The organism is Agromyces albus, assembly GCF_030815405.1.
GTDB classification, from domain to species: domain Bacteria; phylum Actinomycetota; class Actinomycetes; order Actinomycetales; family Microbacteriaceae; genus Agromyces; species Agromyces albus_A.
The window spans coordinates 666063-682708 of sequence record NZ_JAUSWX010000001.1; the positions used below are offsets into that span (position 1 = coordinate 666063).

The following is a 16646-nucleotide window of genomic DNA, read 5'->3' on the forward strand; positions in this document are numbered from 1 at the left end:
CGAGCCTACGGGTGACGCGCTAAGAAGATGGCGCGATCGGCCTCAACCCGCTGCGTCGTGCGCTCGTACACCGTCACCACGTCGGACACCAGTTCCAGCCGCTCGACCTCTTCAAAGCCCTCTCGCCGAAGCGTCGCGGTGTCGTCGTCGACGCCGTTGGCGCTTCGCGACACGACCACGACCCGATCGACCCCGTCGAGCCGCTCGCTGACCTCGGCGAGGGGCGCCGTGACATCCCACAGCTGGGCGGTCTCGTCGTAGGGGCGCACGAGACCGAGGTCGACGAGACCCTCGAACCCACTCGGGTAGGCGTGCATCGCGAGGCGTGGCCGGCGCGACGGGCGAACGCTCTCGTCGAAGACGATCCCGTCGCCCGGCTCGGCGAGTTCGCTGACGACCTCGGCGACCGTCTGCCAGTCGGTACCGTCGTTCTTCCAATAGGGGCTGCGCTGATCCAGATAGGCGGGGATCGCGAGGGCCGCGATGACGGCGACCGACGTGACCTGCATCCATCGGCGCGGGAGCGCGGAGACCGCGATCGCGATCAGGATCGCCGCGCCGGGCGCGCAGATCGCCAGGTACCGGGGGGTGTATCCGAGCGAGGCGACTGCAGCAGCGAGGGTCAGTGCGGCCGTCGGCACGACCATCCACGCGGCGCCGAGGAGGAGCAGCTGACGGTTCGCGATCCATTCCGGCTCGCGACGCCCGGCGGTGACGGTGGCGACGACCGATACGACGATGAACGCCAGGGCGACGAACGCGACCATCTCGAGCATGAACCACTGCTCGACGAGCACCCCCTCCACCGTGACGGCGCGCCACGGCCTGCTGAACGCGATCTGGTCCCGCTGCAGCACGGCGATGACGGCGATCGGCGCCGCGAGGAGCGCGGCGCTCGCCCAGGCGAGCAGGAAGGGACGAAGGCGGATGCCGCGCAGTCGCCCCTCCCGACTCTGCTCGAGGGCGACGACGACGGCATGCACCGGGATGAGCAACGCGAGGTACAGGAAGAGGTAGGTGCCGAGCGCGAGCCCGAGCGCGTACACCCACCACCAGCCCCGGTGCATCCGTGCATCGAGCAATCGCAGCATGAGGAGGGTGAGCCAAACGGCTGCGGCGGTCGCGAGCGCCAGCGATCTGGCCTCGGTCGCGAGGAAGGTGACCCGCGGCAGCACGGCGAAGACGATCGCGGCGATGACCGCCGTTTCGCGTGTCGCGCGCCTGCGCACGAGCAGGTAAAGCCCAGCGGATGCCGCTCCCACGGCAACGCCCGATAGCAGCCGCACGGCCAACGGCGAGGTGCCGACGACGTCGATCCACACGTGCAGCGCTGCATAGTAGAGCCCGTGCACGGCGTCGACCGTGCCGAGCAGCGCCCAGAGCGACGTCCAGTCCCGACGTGCCGACATGATGCTCGCGGTTTCGTCGCCCCAGAATGACGGGATCCACGTGCCCGTGATGGCGACGAGGGCGGATGCGGCGCCGATCACGACAGCGACCCGTCGGTCGCTCCAACGGGCGGTCGACGGTTCGATTGTTCTGGAGCCGGTGCGTCCGGCCCCGCCGGTCACAAGCATCACGCCCAGCTTGCGCCACCGGGCATCAAAACACGAAGGAACGCCCGGCCCTTGACGGGCCGGGCGTTCGGTGCCTTCGGTCGGCGAACTTACTCGCCGGACTCCTGGGCGAGCCGCGCATCGAGGGCGGCGCCGACGTCGGTGGGCGTCGCCTGGCCTTGCGCCATGAGCTGGATCTGCGCAACGAGGTCGGTGTAGAGGGCGTCCTGATACTTGGGCCACGAGATCATCGGCAGGTAGAACTTGCCATCGAGCAGCGCCTGGAACGGCACTTCGAGCGACTCGTCGATCACCGGGGTGTAATTCGAGGTCGTCGTCATGTCATTCGTCTTCTCCTGGAAGATCCGCACGCCGTCCTCACTCGCGAGGAACTCGAGGAACGTCTTGGCCGCCTCGGGCTCCTTCGCCTTCGAGTTGATCGCGTAGCCGGGCGAGGCGGCACCCGTGAAGAACGGCTCGCCCCCCTTCTGCGGCACGCCCGCGAAGGTGAATTTGAGATCAGGGTTCGCCTCGCGGATCGGCCCGATGTCCCACGGTCCGGCGGTCATCATCGCGACGCGGCCCGCGACGAACTCGTCACGCACCTGCTCGCCCTTGAGCCCGACGACGTCCGGCGACATGAGTCCGTCTTCGAAGAGCTGCTGCCACGGTGTGAGCGGCTCCGTCCAGAGCTCTTCGAACGTCGACTCGCCGGCGAAGATCTCGGCGTCGACCGTGCCGCCTGCCTCGAAGTTGGCGAGCCCGACGCTCGAGCCGAGCGACGTCGGGAAGCCCTGCCACGACTCGAGGAACGGAACGACACCGGCCTCCTTCAGCGTCGTGAGGGTCTCGACGAATCCGTCCCACGTCGTGGGGAACTCCGTGATGCCGTGCTCGGCGAGCAGGTCGACGTTGTAGACGATGCCCGACGCCCACGACGAGAGGGAGAGGCCGTACGCCGCACCGTCGGGACCCGCGTAGGTGGCGGTGTTGAACTCCGATGCGACCTCCATGAACGGCTCGTCGGTGAGGTCGGTGACGAAGCCGCCCTCGATGAGGTTCGTCTTGTTCTCGGCGGCGATGACGAAGACATCGGCCGCCGTGTTCGAACCGAGGCGGTTCTGCAGCGTCGAGATGTACTCGGCCACCGGGGGAGCGTTCGAGAACTCGATGCGGATGTCGGGATTCTCCTTCTCGAAGGCGGCGATGACCGGCTCCATCGTCTCCTCGTTCGACCACGAGAAGAACGTGAGCACGGTACGGTCGTCGGCCTCGCCTGCCGTGCATCCGGCGAAGGTGGCTGCGGACATGACGGCGATGGTCGCTGCGAGGGCTCGCAGCGCCCGTGACCGGGTGGGGAACGGATGCTTCATTGCTGGCCTTTCCTGTTGGTGGTGATGGTGGCTACCCCTTCACGCTGCCGGCCACGAGGCCGCGCACGATGTAGCGCTGCATGAAGATGAAGAAGACGACCATGGGGATCAGCACGACGACGCTGAGCGTGAGGAACATCGGCCAGTCCGTCGTGAACTCGCCGACCGCCTTGTAGGTCTGCAAGACGAGCGTCTGCTTCTCGGTCGAGCTGATGAACACGACCGGGGTCAGGAAGTCGTTCCACACCCACATCGTCTGGAAGACGCCGACGGTGATGAGGATCGGGCGGATGAGCGGCAGCGCGATGCGCCAGTAGATCTGCCACGGCCCGGCCCCGTCGATGCGCGCGGCCTCGATCACCTCGCCGGGGAGCGTGCGCATGTAGCCGACGATGAGGAAGTAGCAGAAGACCGAACCACCCGAGTAGAGGATGATGAGGCCCTCGAGCGTGTCCACGAGCTGCGCCTGGCTCAGCATGCGGTAGAGCGGGATGAGCGTCACCTGGCCAGGAACGAGGAACGCGATCACGAGCAGCACCGTCACGAGTCGCGATGCGCGCAGGATGACGGAGAACGCCGCCATCGAGCCGATGAGCAGCATGAGCAGGATCGCCGCCGCCGTGACGTACACGGTGTTCAGGAAGGACTGGACCACGGGGATCTCGCTGAACACCGTCAGGTAGTTGTCGAGGTTCAGGGTCGTCGGCAGCGCCAGCGGTGCCATCGTGGTCTCCGCTTGCGTCTTGAACGTGTTGACCACGACGTAGTAGAAGGGGAGGCCGACCACCGCGGCGAGCGGGATCATGATGAGGCTCGTCGCGATCGCGCCCGGCCGGGTGAGGATTCGTGCTGCACTCATGAGAGCCGCCCTTCGAGTCGGCGCGAGGCGATGAGCTGCGTCGCGACGATCGCGCCGACCGCGAGCATGAAGATGACGGCGAGGGCGGAGGCCTGGCCGTACTTCGCCTGGGAGACGCCGTTCTGGATGATCGTCTGCGTGATCGTGAAGGTCGAGAATCCCGGCCCGCCCCTGGTCAGCGTGATCGGCAGGTCGTACACCTTCAGGCCTCCCGTCATGAGCAGCAGCCAGCTCACGGTCATCGCCGGCATCAGCAGCGGCAGGGTGATGTAGCGGAATCGCTGGAACGCGGATGCCCCGTCGATTCGTGCGACCTCGTAGTAGTCGTCGGGGATCGACTGGAGATAGGCGAGGTAGAGGATGGCGTGCCATCCGGTGCTCGTCCACACACCGACGGCGATCACGCTGAGCTGGGCCAGGGTGCTGTTCGAGAGCCACGGCACCGGCCCGATGCCGACGACCGACTGGAGCAGCGAGTTGAGCGCTCCGGAGCCCAGGGGGTTGAGGATGAATCCCCACACGAGCCCCAGGATGGCGACCGACGGGATCGCGGGGAAGAAGTAGATCGCGCGCACGAAGTTGCGCCCGATGAACGCGCGGTCGAGGGTGACCGCGAGCGGGATGGCGAGGGTGGTGATGAGCACCGTCGTCGCCAGGGTGAAGAACAGCGTGAACCCGAGGCCCGCGAGCATCGACGGGTCGGTGAAGACGTTCTCGTAGTTGCGCAGTCCCACGAACGCCGCATCGGTGCTGTAGCCGTTGAAGTCCGTGAAGCTCCACCAGATCGACTGCACGAGGGGGACCAGGAACAGCACGACGAAGACGACGAGCATCGGCACCAGGAAGAGGCCGATCTTGAGGCGATCCGCTTGGAACGTGGGGCCGTTCGTCGACATCGGGGCCGTCCACCACCTCGAGACGCGGGTGCGCGTCGAGATGGCACGGGTCTCCGTCGTCGGACGCTCGTCGATGAGGGTCACGTGATCTCCTTCGATCGGCGGATTCGTGGTCCGCACTCTACCTGTATCGATATAGAAGCGACAAGAGCGAGGGTGACGAATGGGGGAGCCGGCGTGCTCAGGCCGTGGATTCTCGCGCGACGACGCGGAATGAGCTCACGAACTCGCGCGGCTGCCACTCGGTGTCGCCGGCGATGCGCCGTAACACGAGGTCGACCGCGAGGGCGGCGACCTCGTCGTGGTCGGGATCGACGGTCGAGAGCCGGGGGATGCTGTACTCGCCCTCGTCGATCGCGTCGAAGCCGATCACGCGCACGTCGTCAGGCACCCGCACCCCGCGGTCGGCGAGCCCGCGCATGACGCCGAGCGCCACCGTGTCGGTGATGCAGACGACGCCGTCGAACGGGGTGCCGGAATCGACGAGTCGCTCGGCCGCGTTCCTGCCGCCGGACATGGTGAGCCCGGGGATCCCGATGGAGAGCGCCGGATCGAACTCGACCCCTGACTCCCGGAGGGCGCGGAGGTAGCCGCCGTGGCGCAGGCTGCTCACGTTCAGGGGCAGCAGATCGTCGCCCTCGACAATGGCGATGTGCCGGCTGCCCCTCGCGATGAGATGCCGCGTCGCCGCGAACGTGCCCTCGACATTCGGAAGGGCGATGTGGTCGACCGGACCCTCGAACACCGTCTCTCCGAGGATCACCATCGGGAAGTCCACACGCAGCAGTTCCCGGTCGGCGGTGCCGAGCCCGACCGCCGAGAGGATGAGCGCGTCGTATATCCGGTTGCGCGACGACACGATCGCGCTGAGCTCGGTCTCGCGATCGGCGCCCGTCTGCTCGATGACCACGCGGTATCCCGCCGCCGAAGCCCTCGCGATGATGCGGGAGGCGAGCTGGCCGAAGTACGGCCGGTCGACCTCGGGCACCGCGAACCCGATCGTGTTCGTTCGCCCGGCTCGCAGGTTGCGGGCCGCGACGTTCACGCGGTACCCGAGGTCGTCGATCGCGCGGAGCACACGGTCGCGTGTCTCGCCGCGCACGTGCGGATAGTGGTTCAGCACGTTCGACACGGTCATCGTCGAGACGCCCGCGGCTTTCGCGACATCCTGCATCGTGACCATGGCGGAACTCTATCGCCGACTCATCCGAGGGTGAGTGAGACGGTCGCGAAGGAGTGCGGTGGGAGCGTGACCCGCAGGCCGCGGTCGTCGGTCTCGATCGCGGTGAGCTCGGTCGGTGCGACGGCGTCGGGATTCGACGCAGAGTTGTGCGCCTGGAGCTGTGCCCCGGTCAGCACCCGCCCGGTGTGCGCCGTGACGCCGCGACCCCGCAGGTCGAGCACGACCTCGAGCGGCCGCTCCGCATCGAGGTTGCTGAGCGAGATGAGCGCCGTGTCGTCGCGCGTGCTCGCCGAGGCCGAGAGCACGTCGAGCGGCCGCCCGGCCTCGGTGCGGGTCTCGGGCCGTTCGACGACGTGCACCGCGAGCGACGTCGCGTCGTGGTGCCCGCGGTTCATCTCGAAGACGTGATACGTCGGGGTCAGCACGAGCGCGCCCGTCGCCTCATCCGTCAGCAGCATCGCCTGCAGCACGTTGACGGTCTGCGCGATGTTCGCCATGACGAGCCGGTCGGCGTGCCGGTGGAACACGTCGAAATGCACGGATGCCACCAGCGCGTCGCGCATGGTGTTCTGCTGGTGGAGGAACCCGGGATTCGTGCCCGGCTCGACGTCCCACCAGGTGCCCCACTCGTCGAGCACGAGCCCGACCTTCTTGCCGGGGTCGTACGCGTCCATGACGGTGGCATGCGCCGCGAGCACTCGCTCGACGTCTTGCGCCTTGCTCATGGTCGCGTAGTACTGCTCGGTCGTGAAGGCCGTCGCGCTGCCCTTCTTATCCCACTCGCCGGCCGTGTAGTAGTGGAACGAGATCGCCTGGAAGATGTTCGTGGGCTCCCGCTGGCAGCCGAGGCAGTTCAGCGACTCCATCAGCGTCTTCGTCCACTTGACGTCGTCGTCGGACGCCCCGGCGGCGATGCGGTACAGCGTGTTGCCTCCGTGGTCGCGGCAGAAGGTCGCGTAGCGGCGCGCCTCGGCGGCGTAGTGCTCGGCGGTCATGTTGCCGCCGCAGCCCCACGCCTCATTGCCGATGCCCCAGAACGGCACCTTCCACGGCTCGTCCCGGCCGTTCTCGCGCCGCAGCCGCGCCATGGGGCTGTCGCCGGCGCGAGTGAGGTACTCCACCCACTCGCTCATCTCCTGCACGGTGCCGCTGCCGACGTTGCCGTTCACGTAGGCGTCGGCCCCGAGCAGCTCGCACAGCGCCATGAACTCGTGCGTGCCGAAGTGGTTGTTCTCCTCGACGTCGCCCCAGTTCGTGTTCACCATGCGGGGGCGGTCGGCCTTCGGGCCGATGCCGTCGCGCCAGTGGTACTCGTCGGCGAAGCATCCGCCCGGCCACCGCAGGTTCGGGATGTCGATGCGTCGCAGCGCCTCCACGACGTCGGAACGGATGCCGCCCTCGTTCGGGATCGGCGAGTCCTCGCCGACGTAGAAGCCGCCGTAGATGCAGCGGCCGAGGTGCTCCGCGAAGTGCCCGTACAAATGGCGGCTGATCTGGGGTCCTGGCACGTCGAGGTCGACGATGGCACGAGCGGTGAGTGGGTCGGTCACTGCGGGTTCTCTCCTTTGAGGCTCTGTTGAACACCTGACTGTATCGATAAATACGGCGAAACGGAACTGGGTGCCGAGGGGCAGTGAGCCGGTCGCAGGACCAAGGCGTGTCTCCCCAGACGTGCGGATCTGGCTGGAATGCTGAAGGCGTGTCGCCAACATCTGACGCCATCAGGCGAGCGTTTCCGGACAGCGAGATCATCCCGCGCAGCGGCGGCGAGCTGCACAACGTCTTCGAGGTACGACGAACGGCCGCCGATCCACTGATCGTCAAGGTGTACGCACCCGAATGGGCCGGGAAACAGGCCAAGGAGGTCTACGTGTACAACCTCCTCGCCACCCAGCTGGCCGATGCGGTCCCGCGCGTCGTCGAGGTTGTCGACAACTTCACCACGCTCACGAAGCTCGACGGCGTACCGCTGTCCGAGACCGATCCGCCCGATTGGCGAGCGACGTACGAGCAACTCGGACGACTCCTCAAGGCGATCCATCGCATCGAGCAACCGGCGTACGGCTATCTCACCGACGAGATCCACGATCCGCTGCCGGACAACACGCAGTACATGCGGCGCCAGTTCGCCAAGAAACTCAGGGAATTCGAGGGCCTGAAGGGCGATCCCGCACTGCACAAGGGCATCCAGCAGTTCGTCGAGACACACGCCGAACTCCTCGAGTCCAACACGACGCCGACCCTGTGTCACAACGATTTTCACGAGGGCAACGTGCTGGTGGATCCGGCGACCTGGCGCGTCACCGGGTTCATCGACGTCGAGAACGCGATCGCCGCCGACCCGCTGATGGATCTCGCCAAGACGCAGGCCTATTCCATCCGCGGGAACGAGGAGAAGCTCGCCGGCCTGCTCGACGGGTACGGCGAGTTGCCGCCGGACTGGCGGGAACGGACCACGCTCTACCGGCTCTACCATACGCTCGAACTCTGGGACTGGTTCGCTTCGAGAGGCACCACCGCTCACCTCGACGGCATCGCCCGGGACATGGCCCGGATCGTCGACAGCTAGCTGTACTGCCCAGGCAGGTTGGTTGACCGGCTGATGGGTGGCTGGTTCCCGATGGCCGTGTGGGCAACGTCCCTGGGCAGTGCACCTACGCCGACGGCTGCAGCTGCCGGGGGTCTGGCTCGACCACCGTGCGGCGCAGCTCGGCGTCGAGGATCTCGAGCAGGAGCGGAGCGGATGCCGCGACCGGGCTGCCCGTGATGGCCGACACGACCCATTGCGGCGTCGAACTCTGCGGCAGCTGCACCGATACGAGCCCGGCCGCCTGCGGCTTGGCCGCGACGTGCTGCGGCACGAGCGCGACGCCGAGCCCGCGGTGGATCAGGTCGAGCAGCGTGTGCACGTCGTTGACCGTGCAGCGCACGCGCCGGCCCACGCCCTGGGCGGCGCACGAGGCCTCGTTGAGCGAGCGCACCGCCCACGACTCCTGGAAGTCGATGAAGTCGAGGTCGCGCAGGTCGGTCCAGTCGACGCGCGTCGAAGCGGCCAGCGGATGCTCCGGAGGGCACAGCAGCACGACCGGCCACCGGCCGAGCTCGGTGCTCGACACACGGGTGAGGTGATCGGTGGTGGCGACGAAGGCGACGTCGAGCTCGCCGTCGCGCACCTGTGCGACGAGGTCGTGCGAGCCGGCCTGGGTGAAGTGGATGTCGACGAGCGGGTAGCGGCGCCGGAACCGCTCGAGCAGCGACGGCACATCGACGATGCCGAGGCACTGCTCGGCTCCCACACGCAGTGCACCCGAGAGCTCGTTCGTCGCGCGCACGACGGCATCGCGGCCGGCGGTGGCCTGGGCGAGCATGGCGCGGGCGAAGGGGAGCAGCGCGAGTCCGGCATCCGTCGGCTCGACTCGTCGGGTCGTACGCGCGAACAGCGTGGTGCCGAGTTCGTCTTCGAGGCTGCGGATCGCGGCGGAGAGTCCCGATTGCGAGACGCTGCACACCGCTGCAGCCCGGGTGAACTGCTGCTCGTCGGCGAGAGCGACGAGGTACTCCATCTGGCGCAGATCCATTGATCACTCCGGGTTCTGAATACCATCACTGGCAGTTGTTGGACTTCTAGCTTGGGGCTGCCTAGGGTGAAACGCAACCCACACGACAGGAAAGGCTCATCCGTGCAGCAACGAACCATCGGAACTCGTTCGGTCAGTGCGATCGGACTCGGCGGCATGCCCATGTCGATCGAAGGACGCCCTGACGAGGCCAGGTCGATCGCGACCATCCACGCCGCGCTCGACGCAGGGGTCACGCTCATCGACACCGCCGACGCCTATCACCTGCACGCCGACGACGTCGGCCACAACGAGGAGCTCATCGCCCGCGCCGTGCGCTCGTACGGCGGCGACACCTCGGCGGTGCTCATCGCCACGAAGGGCGGACACCTCCGCCCCGGCGATGGCAGCTGGACGCAGAACGGCCACCCCGACTACCTGAAGGACGCCGCGAAGGCCTCGGCACGACGCCTCGGCGCCGACGCCATCGGGCTGTACCAGTTCCACCGGCCCGACCCCAAGGTGCCGTATGCCGACTCGATCGGCGCCATCCGCGACCTGCTCGATGAAGGTGTCATCGAGATGGCCGGAATCTCCAACGCGAACGTCGCCCAGATCGACGAGGCGAACGCGATCCTCGGCGGGCGCCTCGTCTCGGTGCAGAATCAGTTCTCGCCCGCGTTCGGCTCGAGCCTCGGCGAGCTGGAGCACTGCGCCGCGCTGGGCATCGCGTTCCTGCCGTGGTCGCCCCTCGGCGGCATCCGTCGCGCCGCCGATGTCGGCCAGAACCACTCGGTGTTCCAGGATGTCGCGGACGCGCACGGCGTCAGCCCGCAGCAGGTGGCCCTCGCGTGGGAGCTCGCACTCGCACCAGTGGTCATCCCGATTCCCGGTTCGTCACGACCCGAGAGCATTCAAGACTCCGTTCGCGCCGCAGAGCTCAGCCTGACCGACGACGAGCTCGACGAGCTCGCCCGGCTCTCGCGGGCGGCATGACCAAGCCATAGCTATAGCTGAGGAGCATCATGAAGACCTTGAAGAACACCATGAAGACCTTCACCCTGCCGGGCACCGAGATCGTCGTCCCCAACGTCGTGCTCGGCCTCATGCGCATCCCCGACAAGACCGACGACGAGGTGCGCGAGCTCGTGCGCACTGCTCGCGACGCCGGCATCGACTTCCTCGACCACGCCGACATCTACGGCAACGACCCGCACGGCTGCGAACGCCGCTTCGCCGAGGCGATGAAGCTCACGTCGTCGGAGCGGGCGGAGCTCACGATCCAGACGAAGGCGGGCATCGTCAAAGACGGTCCATACTTCGACTTCTCGTACGAGCACATCATCGAGTCGGTCGAGGGCTCGCTCGCCGCGCTCGACACCGACTACATCGACATCCTGCTGCTGCATCGCCCCGACGCGCTCGTCGAACCCGAGGAGGTCGCTCGCGCATTCGATGAGCTCGAGGCCGCGGGCAAGGTGCGCGCGTTCGGGGTGTCGAACCACACTCCGCGCCAGATCGACCTGCTGAAGAAGTACGTGCGCCAGCCCATCGTGGCCAACCAGCTGCAGCTGTCGATCACGCACGCGCCGATCATCGCCCAGGGCGCCGCGGCGAACATGCTCGCCGAGAGCCAGTCGATCTCGCTCGACGGTGGCGGAATCGTCGACTACTGCCGCCTCAACGACATCACGGTGCAGGCGTGGTCGCCGTTCCAGGCGGGCTTCTTCACGGGCGTCTTCCTCGACTCGCCCGAGTACCTCGAGCTGAACGCCGTGATCAACCGGCTCGCCGCCGCCTACGACGTGCCGCCGATCGCCATCGCGACCGCGTGGATCACGCGCCACCCGGCGAACATGCAGGTCGTGCTCGGCACGACGAGTCCCGAGCGCGTGGCCGGCGCGGCGCAGGGCTCCGACATCCCGCTCACTCGGGCGGAGTGGTACGAGCTCTTCCGCGCGGCGGGGCACATCGTTCCCTGACGAGCTGACGAGCTGACGAGACGGCAGCAGACGTAGAGCGCGCCGACCGTTGCCGGCCGTGGCGCGCGCTCATTCTAGGAACGGCGGCGGCTCTCGTGCGCCCAGATCGCGACCTCCACTCGGTTGCGGGCCCCGATCTTCGTCATGAGGCTCGAGATGTGGGTTTTCACGGTGCTGAGCGAGATATGGAGCTCGTGGGCGATCTCGGTGTTGCTGAGCCCGCGTGCCACCGTCGCGAGCACGTGCTCCTCACGCTCGGTGAGCGGTTCGATCGGCTGCGGCGGCGGCCCCGACGGCGCGGTGCCGGCGAACGCCTCCAGCAGCCGGAGCGTGACGTTCGGGGCGATCAGGGCATCGCCGCGGGCGGCGGCGTGCACCGCCTCGGTGAGCAGGGCCGGCCCGGCGTCCTTCAGTAGGAAGCCGCGAGCGCCTGCGCGGAGTGCCGCGTAGACGTACTCGTCGAGGTCGAAGGTCGTGATCACGACGACGGGGATCGGGTCGGCGACGCCTGGCCCCGCGAGGGCGCGCGTCGCCTCGATGCCGTCGGTCACCGGCATCCGGATGTCGAAGAGGCACACGTCGGGCCGGATGCTCCGTGCAAGCGCCACCGCCTCTGCGCCATCGGCGGCCTCGCCGACCACCTCGATGTCGGGCTGGGCGTTCAGGATCATCCGGAGCCCCATGCGCACGAGCTCCTGGTCGTCGGCGATGAGCACGCGAACGCTCATGTCGACCAGCCGCTTCGCGGGAGCACGGCGGTGACGACCCATCCGCCGCCGGGCGCCGGGCCGGCTTGGCAGGTGCCGCCGAGGAGGGTCGCGCGTTCGATCATGCCGGTGATGCCGTAGCCGGGCGCAGCGGATGCCGCTGGGTCGCCGTCGTCACGGACGTCGAGCCGGATCCCCGCGTCGTCGGCGTGCACGAGCACGTCGATGCGGGTCGCGTTCCGCGCGTGCCGACGGGCGTTCGTCACCCCCTCCTGTGCGAGGCGGTACACCGTGGCGGCGATCGTCGGCGGAACCGCCTCAATGTCGCCGGTGAGCTGCAGGTCGACGACTGGACCGCCGGACTCCGGCCGGGCGAGCTGCCGGAGGTCGGCAATGGCCGGGCTCGGCGCCAGTTCGTGCCCCTCCTCCCGCCGGAGCACGCGGACGATCGAGCGCATCTCCGCGAGGGTGCGGGATGCCTCGCCCTCGATGACCCGGAGCACCTCGACCGCGGCATCCGGATCCGCCGCTGCCACCGCCGTGCCGGCCTGCGCCTGGATCGCGATCGCCGAGACGTGGTGCGCGACGGTGTCGTGGAGGTCGCGCGCGAGCTGCTCGCGTTCCTGAAGTTTCACGCGGTCGAGCTCGCGGGCTCGTGCGGCGGCGCGCCCGCGGAAGGCCACGCCGAGGGTGGTCGTCATGGCCAGCACCGCCACGGAGCCGATGACGTCGCTGGGCAGCACCGGCCCGAGGAGGAGTGAGAGGAGGAAACTCGCCAGCACGATCGTCGCACCGAGCAGCATGGCGCGGCCCGTGCCCCAGCGCACCGCCGCGTAGACGAGGATGAGCAGGTAGGCGGTCGTGACCAACTGCGAGTCGCTGCCGGTCACGACCGTGACGACTGCGGTGGCACCGAACGCGATTGCGAGCATCAGCGCCGGGCGGGTGCGCCGCCAGAGCAGCGTCGGCACGATCGCGACGAGCACGACCACCCAGAGCACTCGCCACGGCACGTCGGGCCGGAGCGCAACCTCGATCAGCGCGATCACGGGAATCACGCCGACGAGCGCCCAGTCGCGCCAGACGCGCCGCGGTGGCGGGGGAGTGGCCGCCGGAGCATCCCACATCGCGCGGACAGGGCTCGTCATTCCCCTCATGATAGGTGCGCGCTCGCCGCCGCGGATCGGCCGGAAGTACGGGATGTGCGACCGGAGCGGACGGCGCGGCGGCGGATGACGAGCTCGGCCACGGCGAGGTTGATGACCCAGCCCGCACCCATGAGCACGGCGTGGGTGCTCACGTCGGGCGGTCCGGCGATCAGCGCCCACGGCAGCAGCGTGAACACCTGGGTCCCCGCGCCTATGCCGATCGCGTAGGCGCGGGTCATCCACGCACTGTGCGTGCGCACGTCGCCCTTGCGGATCGCGATGAAGGCGACGACGATGCTCGCGGCCATCGCGGTGCCGAACACGAGCCGCAGCACGAGCAGCGCCTGGCCGTCGTGTGCGGGGAGGGTGGAGAAGAGCGCCATCCAGATGCCCGTGAGCGCGGTCAGTAGGCCGGCCGGCGCAACGATGCGCCCGGCTCTGCGATGCCAACGGTGCCGGCGCAGTGACGGCGCGAACTGGACCGCACCGAGCAGGCTGAACACGGTGACGCTGACGATATGCACCACGACCGGCACGGGCGAGTCGAAGAACCGCGTGTTGTCGGCGCTGACGGCGCCCGTCGCCAGCTGGGTCAGGCGTGACGCCCCCGCCCCGACCGGCACGAGGCTGAGCAGGATGAGCCCGGTGGGCGCGAGCAACTCGCGTCGTCCCGTTCGCGCGGGCGCGCCGGCGGGCCTGCCATCGGGGCTGACAGCGGCGCGCGGCGCCGGAAGGAGGTCGGATGCGTCGGTCATGCCTCGATGCTGGCTGCGCTCGGCGTGCACGGCATCGGCCGTTCGGCTTGAAATCGACTCGGCTGATCAGCCAGACCGCGCTCATCCGACCGGTCGTGGAAGAGCCCACCCTCTCCGCGACTCGAGCGAGCGCCCGTATCTCGGCCACCCGAGTTCTCGCAGTCCGGCGTCAGCCCCGGGTGTGGTGCCGCTCGAGCCCGTCGAGGATGATGTCGAGCCCGAACTCGAACTCGAATTGGTCGTCGCACCAGCCGAGTGTGGAGTCGGGGTCATCATGCCGCACGACCGAGAGCATCTCGGCGAGGTGGGGCACGTGCACCGCCATCTGCTCCATCGCGGCCGAGTCGCCGGAGTCGTCGTCCTTGCCCTCGCCGAGCTCTTGTGAGAACCCGTAGGCTCGGCTTCCGAGGGCGTGCATCGCATGGTGGATGAGGTCGTACGACAGCCCGCCCGACCGGAGCGTGCCGACCACGGAGTCCACGTATCGCGCGGTGTTCAGCCCGAGTTCCGCCCGCGTGTCCATTACCCCGGGGACCCACGGATGCCGCAGCATCACCTCGCGGGCGGAGAGGATCTGCGTGCGCAACGTCGCCCTCCACGCGGCATCCGTCTCGGGCACCGTGAAACCGCCGACCGCTTCCTCGATCTCCTGGAAGACGAGGTCGACGATGCCGTCGAGGATCGCCTCCTTGTTCGGTACGTGGTAGTAGATCGACATCGGCTCGACACCGAGCTGCTCGGCGAGGCGGCGGATCGTGAGGGCATCGATGCCGGCGTCGTCGGCGAGCTCGACCGCGGTTCGCAGCACCCGGTCGCGGGTCAGCGGCGCGCGGCGCTCGGCCTTCGGTTCTGTGGTCGATGACATCTGGTCGCCCTCCCCTCCTGCTCCACGCTACAAGCGCGCGGGACATCCGATGCCGACCGCTCTGGACAGGAGTTCGATTCTACGGTACCTTACGTTGTAAGTCGTACAACGTAAGGTAGGAGACTCAACATGGAAGACACCCGAATGCGAGCGGCCGTCGCTCGGCGTTTCGGCGGGCCCGAGGTCGTGCACGTCGTGCAGGCGCTCAAGCCCACGCCGAAGCGCGACGAGGTGCTCATCAGGGTGCACGCGAGCACCGTGAGCATCGCCGACCACCGCAGCCGCAGTCGCGACCTGCCAAAGGGACTCGGGTTCTACGGCCCGATCGCGCTCGGGGTCTTCCGCCTTCGTCGGCCGATCCTCGGCATGGATGCGGCGGGCATCGTGGAAGCGGTCGGCGACGAGGTCACGAGGTTCGCGCCCGGCGACGAGGTCATCGCGATGCTCGGCGCGAAGTTCGGTGGACATGCCGAGTACGCGTGCATCGCCGAGACCGAGGCCGTGACGCGCAAGCCCGCGAACATGACCATGGAGGAGGCCGTGACGCTCGTCTTCGGCGGACACACGGCGCTCGCGTTCCTGAACCGTGCCGGAGTCGGGCCCGGCGACGAGGTGCTCGTGAACGGGGCATCCGGAGCCGTCGGCAGCGCCGCCGTGCAACTCGCGAAGCTGCGAGGCGCCACGGTCACTGCCGTGTGCAGCGCCGCCAACGCCGACCTCGTCAGGTCGCTCGGGGCCGACCACGTGATCGACTACCGGGTCGAGGACTTCGCGTCGAACGGCAAGACCTACGATGCGATCGTGGAGTGCGTCGGCAACGCGGCGTTCGACCGGGTAGAGCACTCGATCAAGCCGGGCGGCGCCCTCCTCATGGTGGTCACCGACCTCGCGGGATTGCTGTCGGCATCGAGGAACAGCAAGCGCAGCGGAAAGCTCGTGACGGTGGCCGGCGCCCCCGTTTCAGGCGAGGATCTCGCCTCGATCGTGCACCTCGCCGAGACGGGGGAGTACCGCGCGGTCACCGATCGGGTGTTCGACCTCGACGAGATCGTCGAGGCCCACCGCTATGTCGACACGGGCCGCAAGAAGGGCAATGTCGTGCTCCGCATCGCGTAGACGGGGTCGGGCGGATATCCGCGGGATGTCCGCTTGGTAACAGTGCGGCTGCGACCTCGGCTTGTCGCCCCTGTTCCGTGCTGTACAGCAGTAAAATCTGAAAATGGAGCCACCGGGCAGCACCACCCTGGTCATGGTGGGTGAAGAGACGACGAGCGCGATCCGTTCGCTCGAGCGGTTCGCCAACGTGCAGGCCGCCTCGTTCGCCGGCGAGTCCGATGCCGAGGTGGCGCGCTGGTCCATCTCCACGAGCGCCCCCTACGTGGTGCACGATCATGACCCGCTCGGCCACGTCGCCGCGGCCTGGGTCGAATTCTACGACGACCAGTCGACCTACGGTGTGCTCGAGCTCGAGATCGAGCGGGCCGTCGAGGCCGCCGAACGGCACATGATCAGCGTGCCCGACTACTACGTGGTGCTGCACCCCGAGTCGCTGCCCACGACGTGGATGCACTGGTGGCTCGGCGTGCTCGCCGATGCGTCGCCGACCCGCGTCATCCCGTGGCCCGACGCCGACGACTCACTCGCGAGCCTCCTGCGCCACCTGCCCACGGGGCGCCCGTGGCCCGAGGTCGAGTCCTGGCTGCCCGGCGTCGCCGGCAGCGTGCCCGACCGGATCGGCCTGCACGGGTCGCGGTAAGACTCCCGC

Annotated in this window: 16 protein-coding genes; 5 read left to right on the plus strand and 11 right to left on the minus strand. The window is 68.3% G+C overall.

The window, feature by feature from the left end; translation table 11 throughout:
* Nucleotides 1–5: 5 nt before the first annotated feature.
* The 6 genes from QFZ29_RS03045 to QFZ29_RS03070 form a co-directional block, all read right to left on the minus strand.
* A complete protein-coding gene (locus tag QFZ29_RS03045; protein ID WP_306892780.1) occupies nucleotides 6–1490 on the minus strand; it encodes a glycosyltransferase family 39 protein in 1485 nt (494 codons plus the stop codon).
* Nucleotides 1491–1666: 176 nt separating this feature from the next.
* On the minus strand, nucleotides 1667–2866 hold the full coding sequence (locus tag QFZ29_RS03050) for an ABC transporter substrate-binding protein (protein WP_306892781.1): 1200 nt from the start codon (nucleotides 2864–2866) through the stop codon (nucleotides 1667–1669).
* Nucleotides 2867–2960: 94 nt separating this feature from the next.
* Nucleotides 2961–3788, minus strand: a complete 828-nt coding sequence (locus QFZ29_RS03055) for a carbohydrate ABC transporter permease (protein ID WP_129519205.1) — start codon at nucleotides 3786–3788, stop codon at nucleotides 2961–2963.
* Nucleotides 3785–4768 (minus strand): carbohydrate ABC transporter permease, encoded by a 984-nt coding sequence (locus tag QFZ29_RS03060; RefSeq protein WP_306892782.1) that lies wholly within the window; start codon nucleotides 4766–4768, stop codon nucleotides 3785–3787. Before QFZ29_RS03060 ends, QFZ29_RS03055 begins: the two co-directional genes overlap by 4 nt.
* Before the next feature lie 97 nt (nucleotides 4769–4865).
* Nucleotides 4866–5867, minus strand: coding sequence for a LacI family DNA-binding transcriptional regulator (locus tag QFZ29_RS03065; RefSeq protein WP_306892783.1), 1002 nt, complete (start codon nucleotides 5865–5867; stop codon nucleotides 4866–4868).
* A 20-nt stretch (nucleotides 5868–5887) separates the two neighbouring features.
* A complete protein-coding gene (locus tag QFZ29_RS03070) occupies nucleotides 5888–7579 on the minus strand; it encodes an alpha-N-arabinofuranosidase (RefSeq protein ID WP_373426176.1) in 1692 nt (563 codons plus the stop codon).
* On the opposite strand from QFZ29_RS03070, the gene QFZ29_RS03075 reads away from it, so the two are divergent.
* The gene (locus QFZ29_RS03075) at nucleotides 7525–8436 is read left to right on the plus strand and encodes a phosphotransferase family protein (RefSeq protein WP_306892785.1); all 912 of its coding nucleotides are present in this window, start codon (nucleotides 7525–7527) and stop codon (nucleotides 8434–8436) included. The two genes, QFZ29_RS03070 and QFZ29_RS03075, sit on opposite strands and share 55 nt — an antisense overlap.
* An 85-nt stretch (nucleotides 8437–8521) precedes the next feature.
* Here QFZ29_RS03075 and QFZ29_RS03080 read toward each other — a convergent pair whose 3' ends face one another.
* The gene (locus QFZ29_RS03080; RefSeq protein ID WP_306892786.1) at nucleotides 8522–9445 is read right to left on the minus strand and encodes a LysR family transcriptional regulator; all 924 of its coding nucleotides are present in this window, start codon (nucleotides 9443–9445) and stop codon (nucleotides 8522–8524) included.
* A gap of 102 nt (nucleotides 9446–9547) precedes the next feature.
* Here QFZ29_RS03080 and QFZ29_RS03085 point away from each other — a divergent pair, with 102 nt between their 5' ends.
* Nucleotides 9548–10420: an aldo/keto reductase gene (locus tag QFZ29_RS03085; RefSeq protein WP_306892787.1), complete on the plus strand. Its 873-nt coding sequence runs from the start codon at nucleotides 9548–9550 to the stop codon at nucleotides 10418–10420.
* A 50-nt stretch (nucleotides 10421–10470) separates the two neighbouring features.
* Nucleotides 10471–11406, plus strand: a complete 936-nt coding sequence (locus QFZ29_RS03090) for an aldo/keto reductase (RefSeq protein WP_306896579.1) — start codon at nucleotides 10471–10473, stop codon at nucleotides 11404–11406.
* A gap of 74 nt (nucleotides 11407–11480) precedes the next feature.
* Here QFZ29_RS03090 and QFZ29_RS03095 read toward each other — a convergent pair whose 3' ends face one another.
* The 4 genes from QFZ29_RS03095 to QFZ29_RS03110 all read right to left on the minus strand — a co-directional run bounded on the left by QFZ29_RS03095 (nucleotide 11481) and on the right by QFZ29_RS03110 (nucleotide 14881).
* On the minus strand, nucleotides 11481–12134 hold the full coding sequence (locus QFZ29_RS03095; RefSeq protein ID WP_306892788.1) for a response regulator: 654 nt from the start codon (nucleotides 12132–12134) through the stop codon (nucleotides 11481–11483).
* Nucleotides 12131–13261 carry a sensor histidine kinase gene (locus QFZ29_RS03100; RefSeq protein WP_306892789.1) on the minus strand — a complete coding sequence of 377 codons (1131 nt, stop codon included), beginning with the start codon at nucleotides 13259–13261 and terminating at the stop codon, nucleotides 12131–12133. Before QFZ29_RS03100 ends, QFZ29_RS03095 begins: the two co-directional genes overlap by 4 nt.
* A 5-nt stretch (nucleotides 13262–13266) precedes the next feature.
* Complete coding sequence (locus QFZ29_RS03105) at nucleotides 13267–14016, minus strand: DUF2306 domain-containing protein (RefSeq protein ID WP_306892790.1); 750 nt, start codon at nucleotides 14014–14016, stop codon at nucleotides 13267–13269.
* 169 nt (nucleotides 14017–14185) lie between these two features.
* The gene (locus QFZ29_RS03110) at nucleotides 14186–14881 is read right to left on the minus strand and encodes a TetR/AcrR family transcriptional regulator (RefSeq protein WP_306892791.1); all 696 of its coding nucleotides are present in this window, start codon (nucleotides 14879–14881) and stop codon (nucleotides 14186–14188) included.
* Between the two features lie 129 nt (nucleotides 14882–15010).
* On the opposite strand from QFZ29_RS03110, the gene QFZ29_RS03115 reads away from it, so the two are divergent.
* Together QFZ29_RS03115 and QFZ29_RS03120 are read left to right on the plus strand one after the other, a co-directional pair.
* The gene (locus QFZ29_RS03115; protein WP_306892792.1) at nucleotides 15011–15997 is read left to right on the plus strand and encodes an NAD(P)-dependent alcohol dehydrogenase; all 987 of its coding nucleotides are present in this window, start codon (nucleotides 15011–15013) and stop codon (nucleotides 15995–15997) included.
* A 103-nt stretch (nucleotides 15998–16100) separates the two neighbouring features.
* Nucleotides 16101–16637: a hypothetical protein gene (locus QFZ29_RS03120; RefSeq protein ID WP_306892793.1), complete on the plus strand. Its 537-nt coding sequence runs from the start codon at nucleotides 16101–16103 to the stop codon at nucleotides 16635–16637.
* Nucleotides 16638–16646 lie beyond the last annotated feature (9 nt).

Bases quoted from the DNA above. Each gene is read 5' to 3' on its own strand.
- QFZ29_RS03095 (WP_306892788.1), bottom strand. From the start codon at position 12,134: ATGAGCGTTCGCGTGCTCATCGCCGACGACCAGGAGCTCGTGCGCATG.
- QFZ29_RS03120 (WP_306892793.1), top strand. From the start codon at position 16,101: ATGGAGCCACCGGGCAGCACCACCCTGGTCATGGTGGGTGAAGAGACG.
- QFZ29_RS03050 (WP_306892781.1), bottom strand. From the start codon at position 2,866: ATGTCCGCAGCCACCTTCGCCGGATGCACGGCAGGCGAGGCCGACGAC.
- QFZ29_RS03115 (WP_306892792.1), top strand. From the start codon at position 15,011: ATGGAAGACACCCGAATGCGAGCGGCCGTCGCTCGGCGTTTCGGCGGG.
- QFZ29_RS03100 (WP_306892789.1), bottom strand. From the start codon at position 13,261: ATGACGAGCCCTGTCCGCGCGATGTGGGATGCTCCGGCGGCCACTCCC.
- QFZ29_RS03080 (WP_306892786.1), bottom strand. From the start codon at position 9,445: ATGGATCTGCGCCAGATGGAGTACCTCGTCGCTCTCGCCGACGAGCAG.
- QFZ29_RS03065 (WP_306892783.1), bottom strand. From the start codon at position 5,867: ATGGTCACGATGCAGGATGTCGCGAAAGCCGCGGGCGTCTCGACGATG.
- QFZ29_RS03105 (WP_306892790.1), bottom strand. From the start codon at position 14,016: ATGACCGACGCATCCGACCTCCTTCCGGCGCCGCGCGCCGCTGTCAGC.
- QFZ29_RS03070 (WP_373426176.1), bottom strand. From the start codon at position 7,579: ATGTTGGCGACACGCCTTCAGCATTCCAGCCAGATCCGCACGTCTGGG.
- QFZ29_RS03055 (WP_129519205.1), bottom strand. From the start codon at position 3,788: ATGAGTGCAGCACGAATCCTCACCCGGCCGGGCGCGATCGCGACGAGC.
- QFZ29_RS03090 (WP_306896579.1), top strand. From the start codon at position 10,471: ATGAAGACCTTCACCCTGCCGGGCACCGAGATCGTCGTCCCCAACGTC.
- QFZ29_RS03110 (WP_306892791.1), bottom strand. From the start codon at position 14,881: ATGTCATCGACCACAGAACCGAAGGCCGAGCGCCGCGCGCCGCTGACC.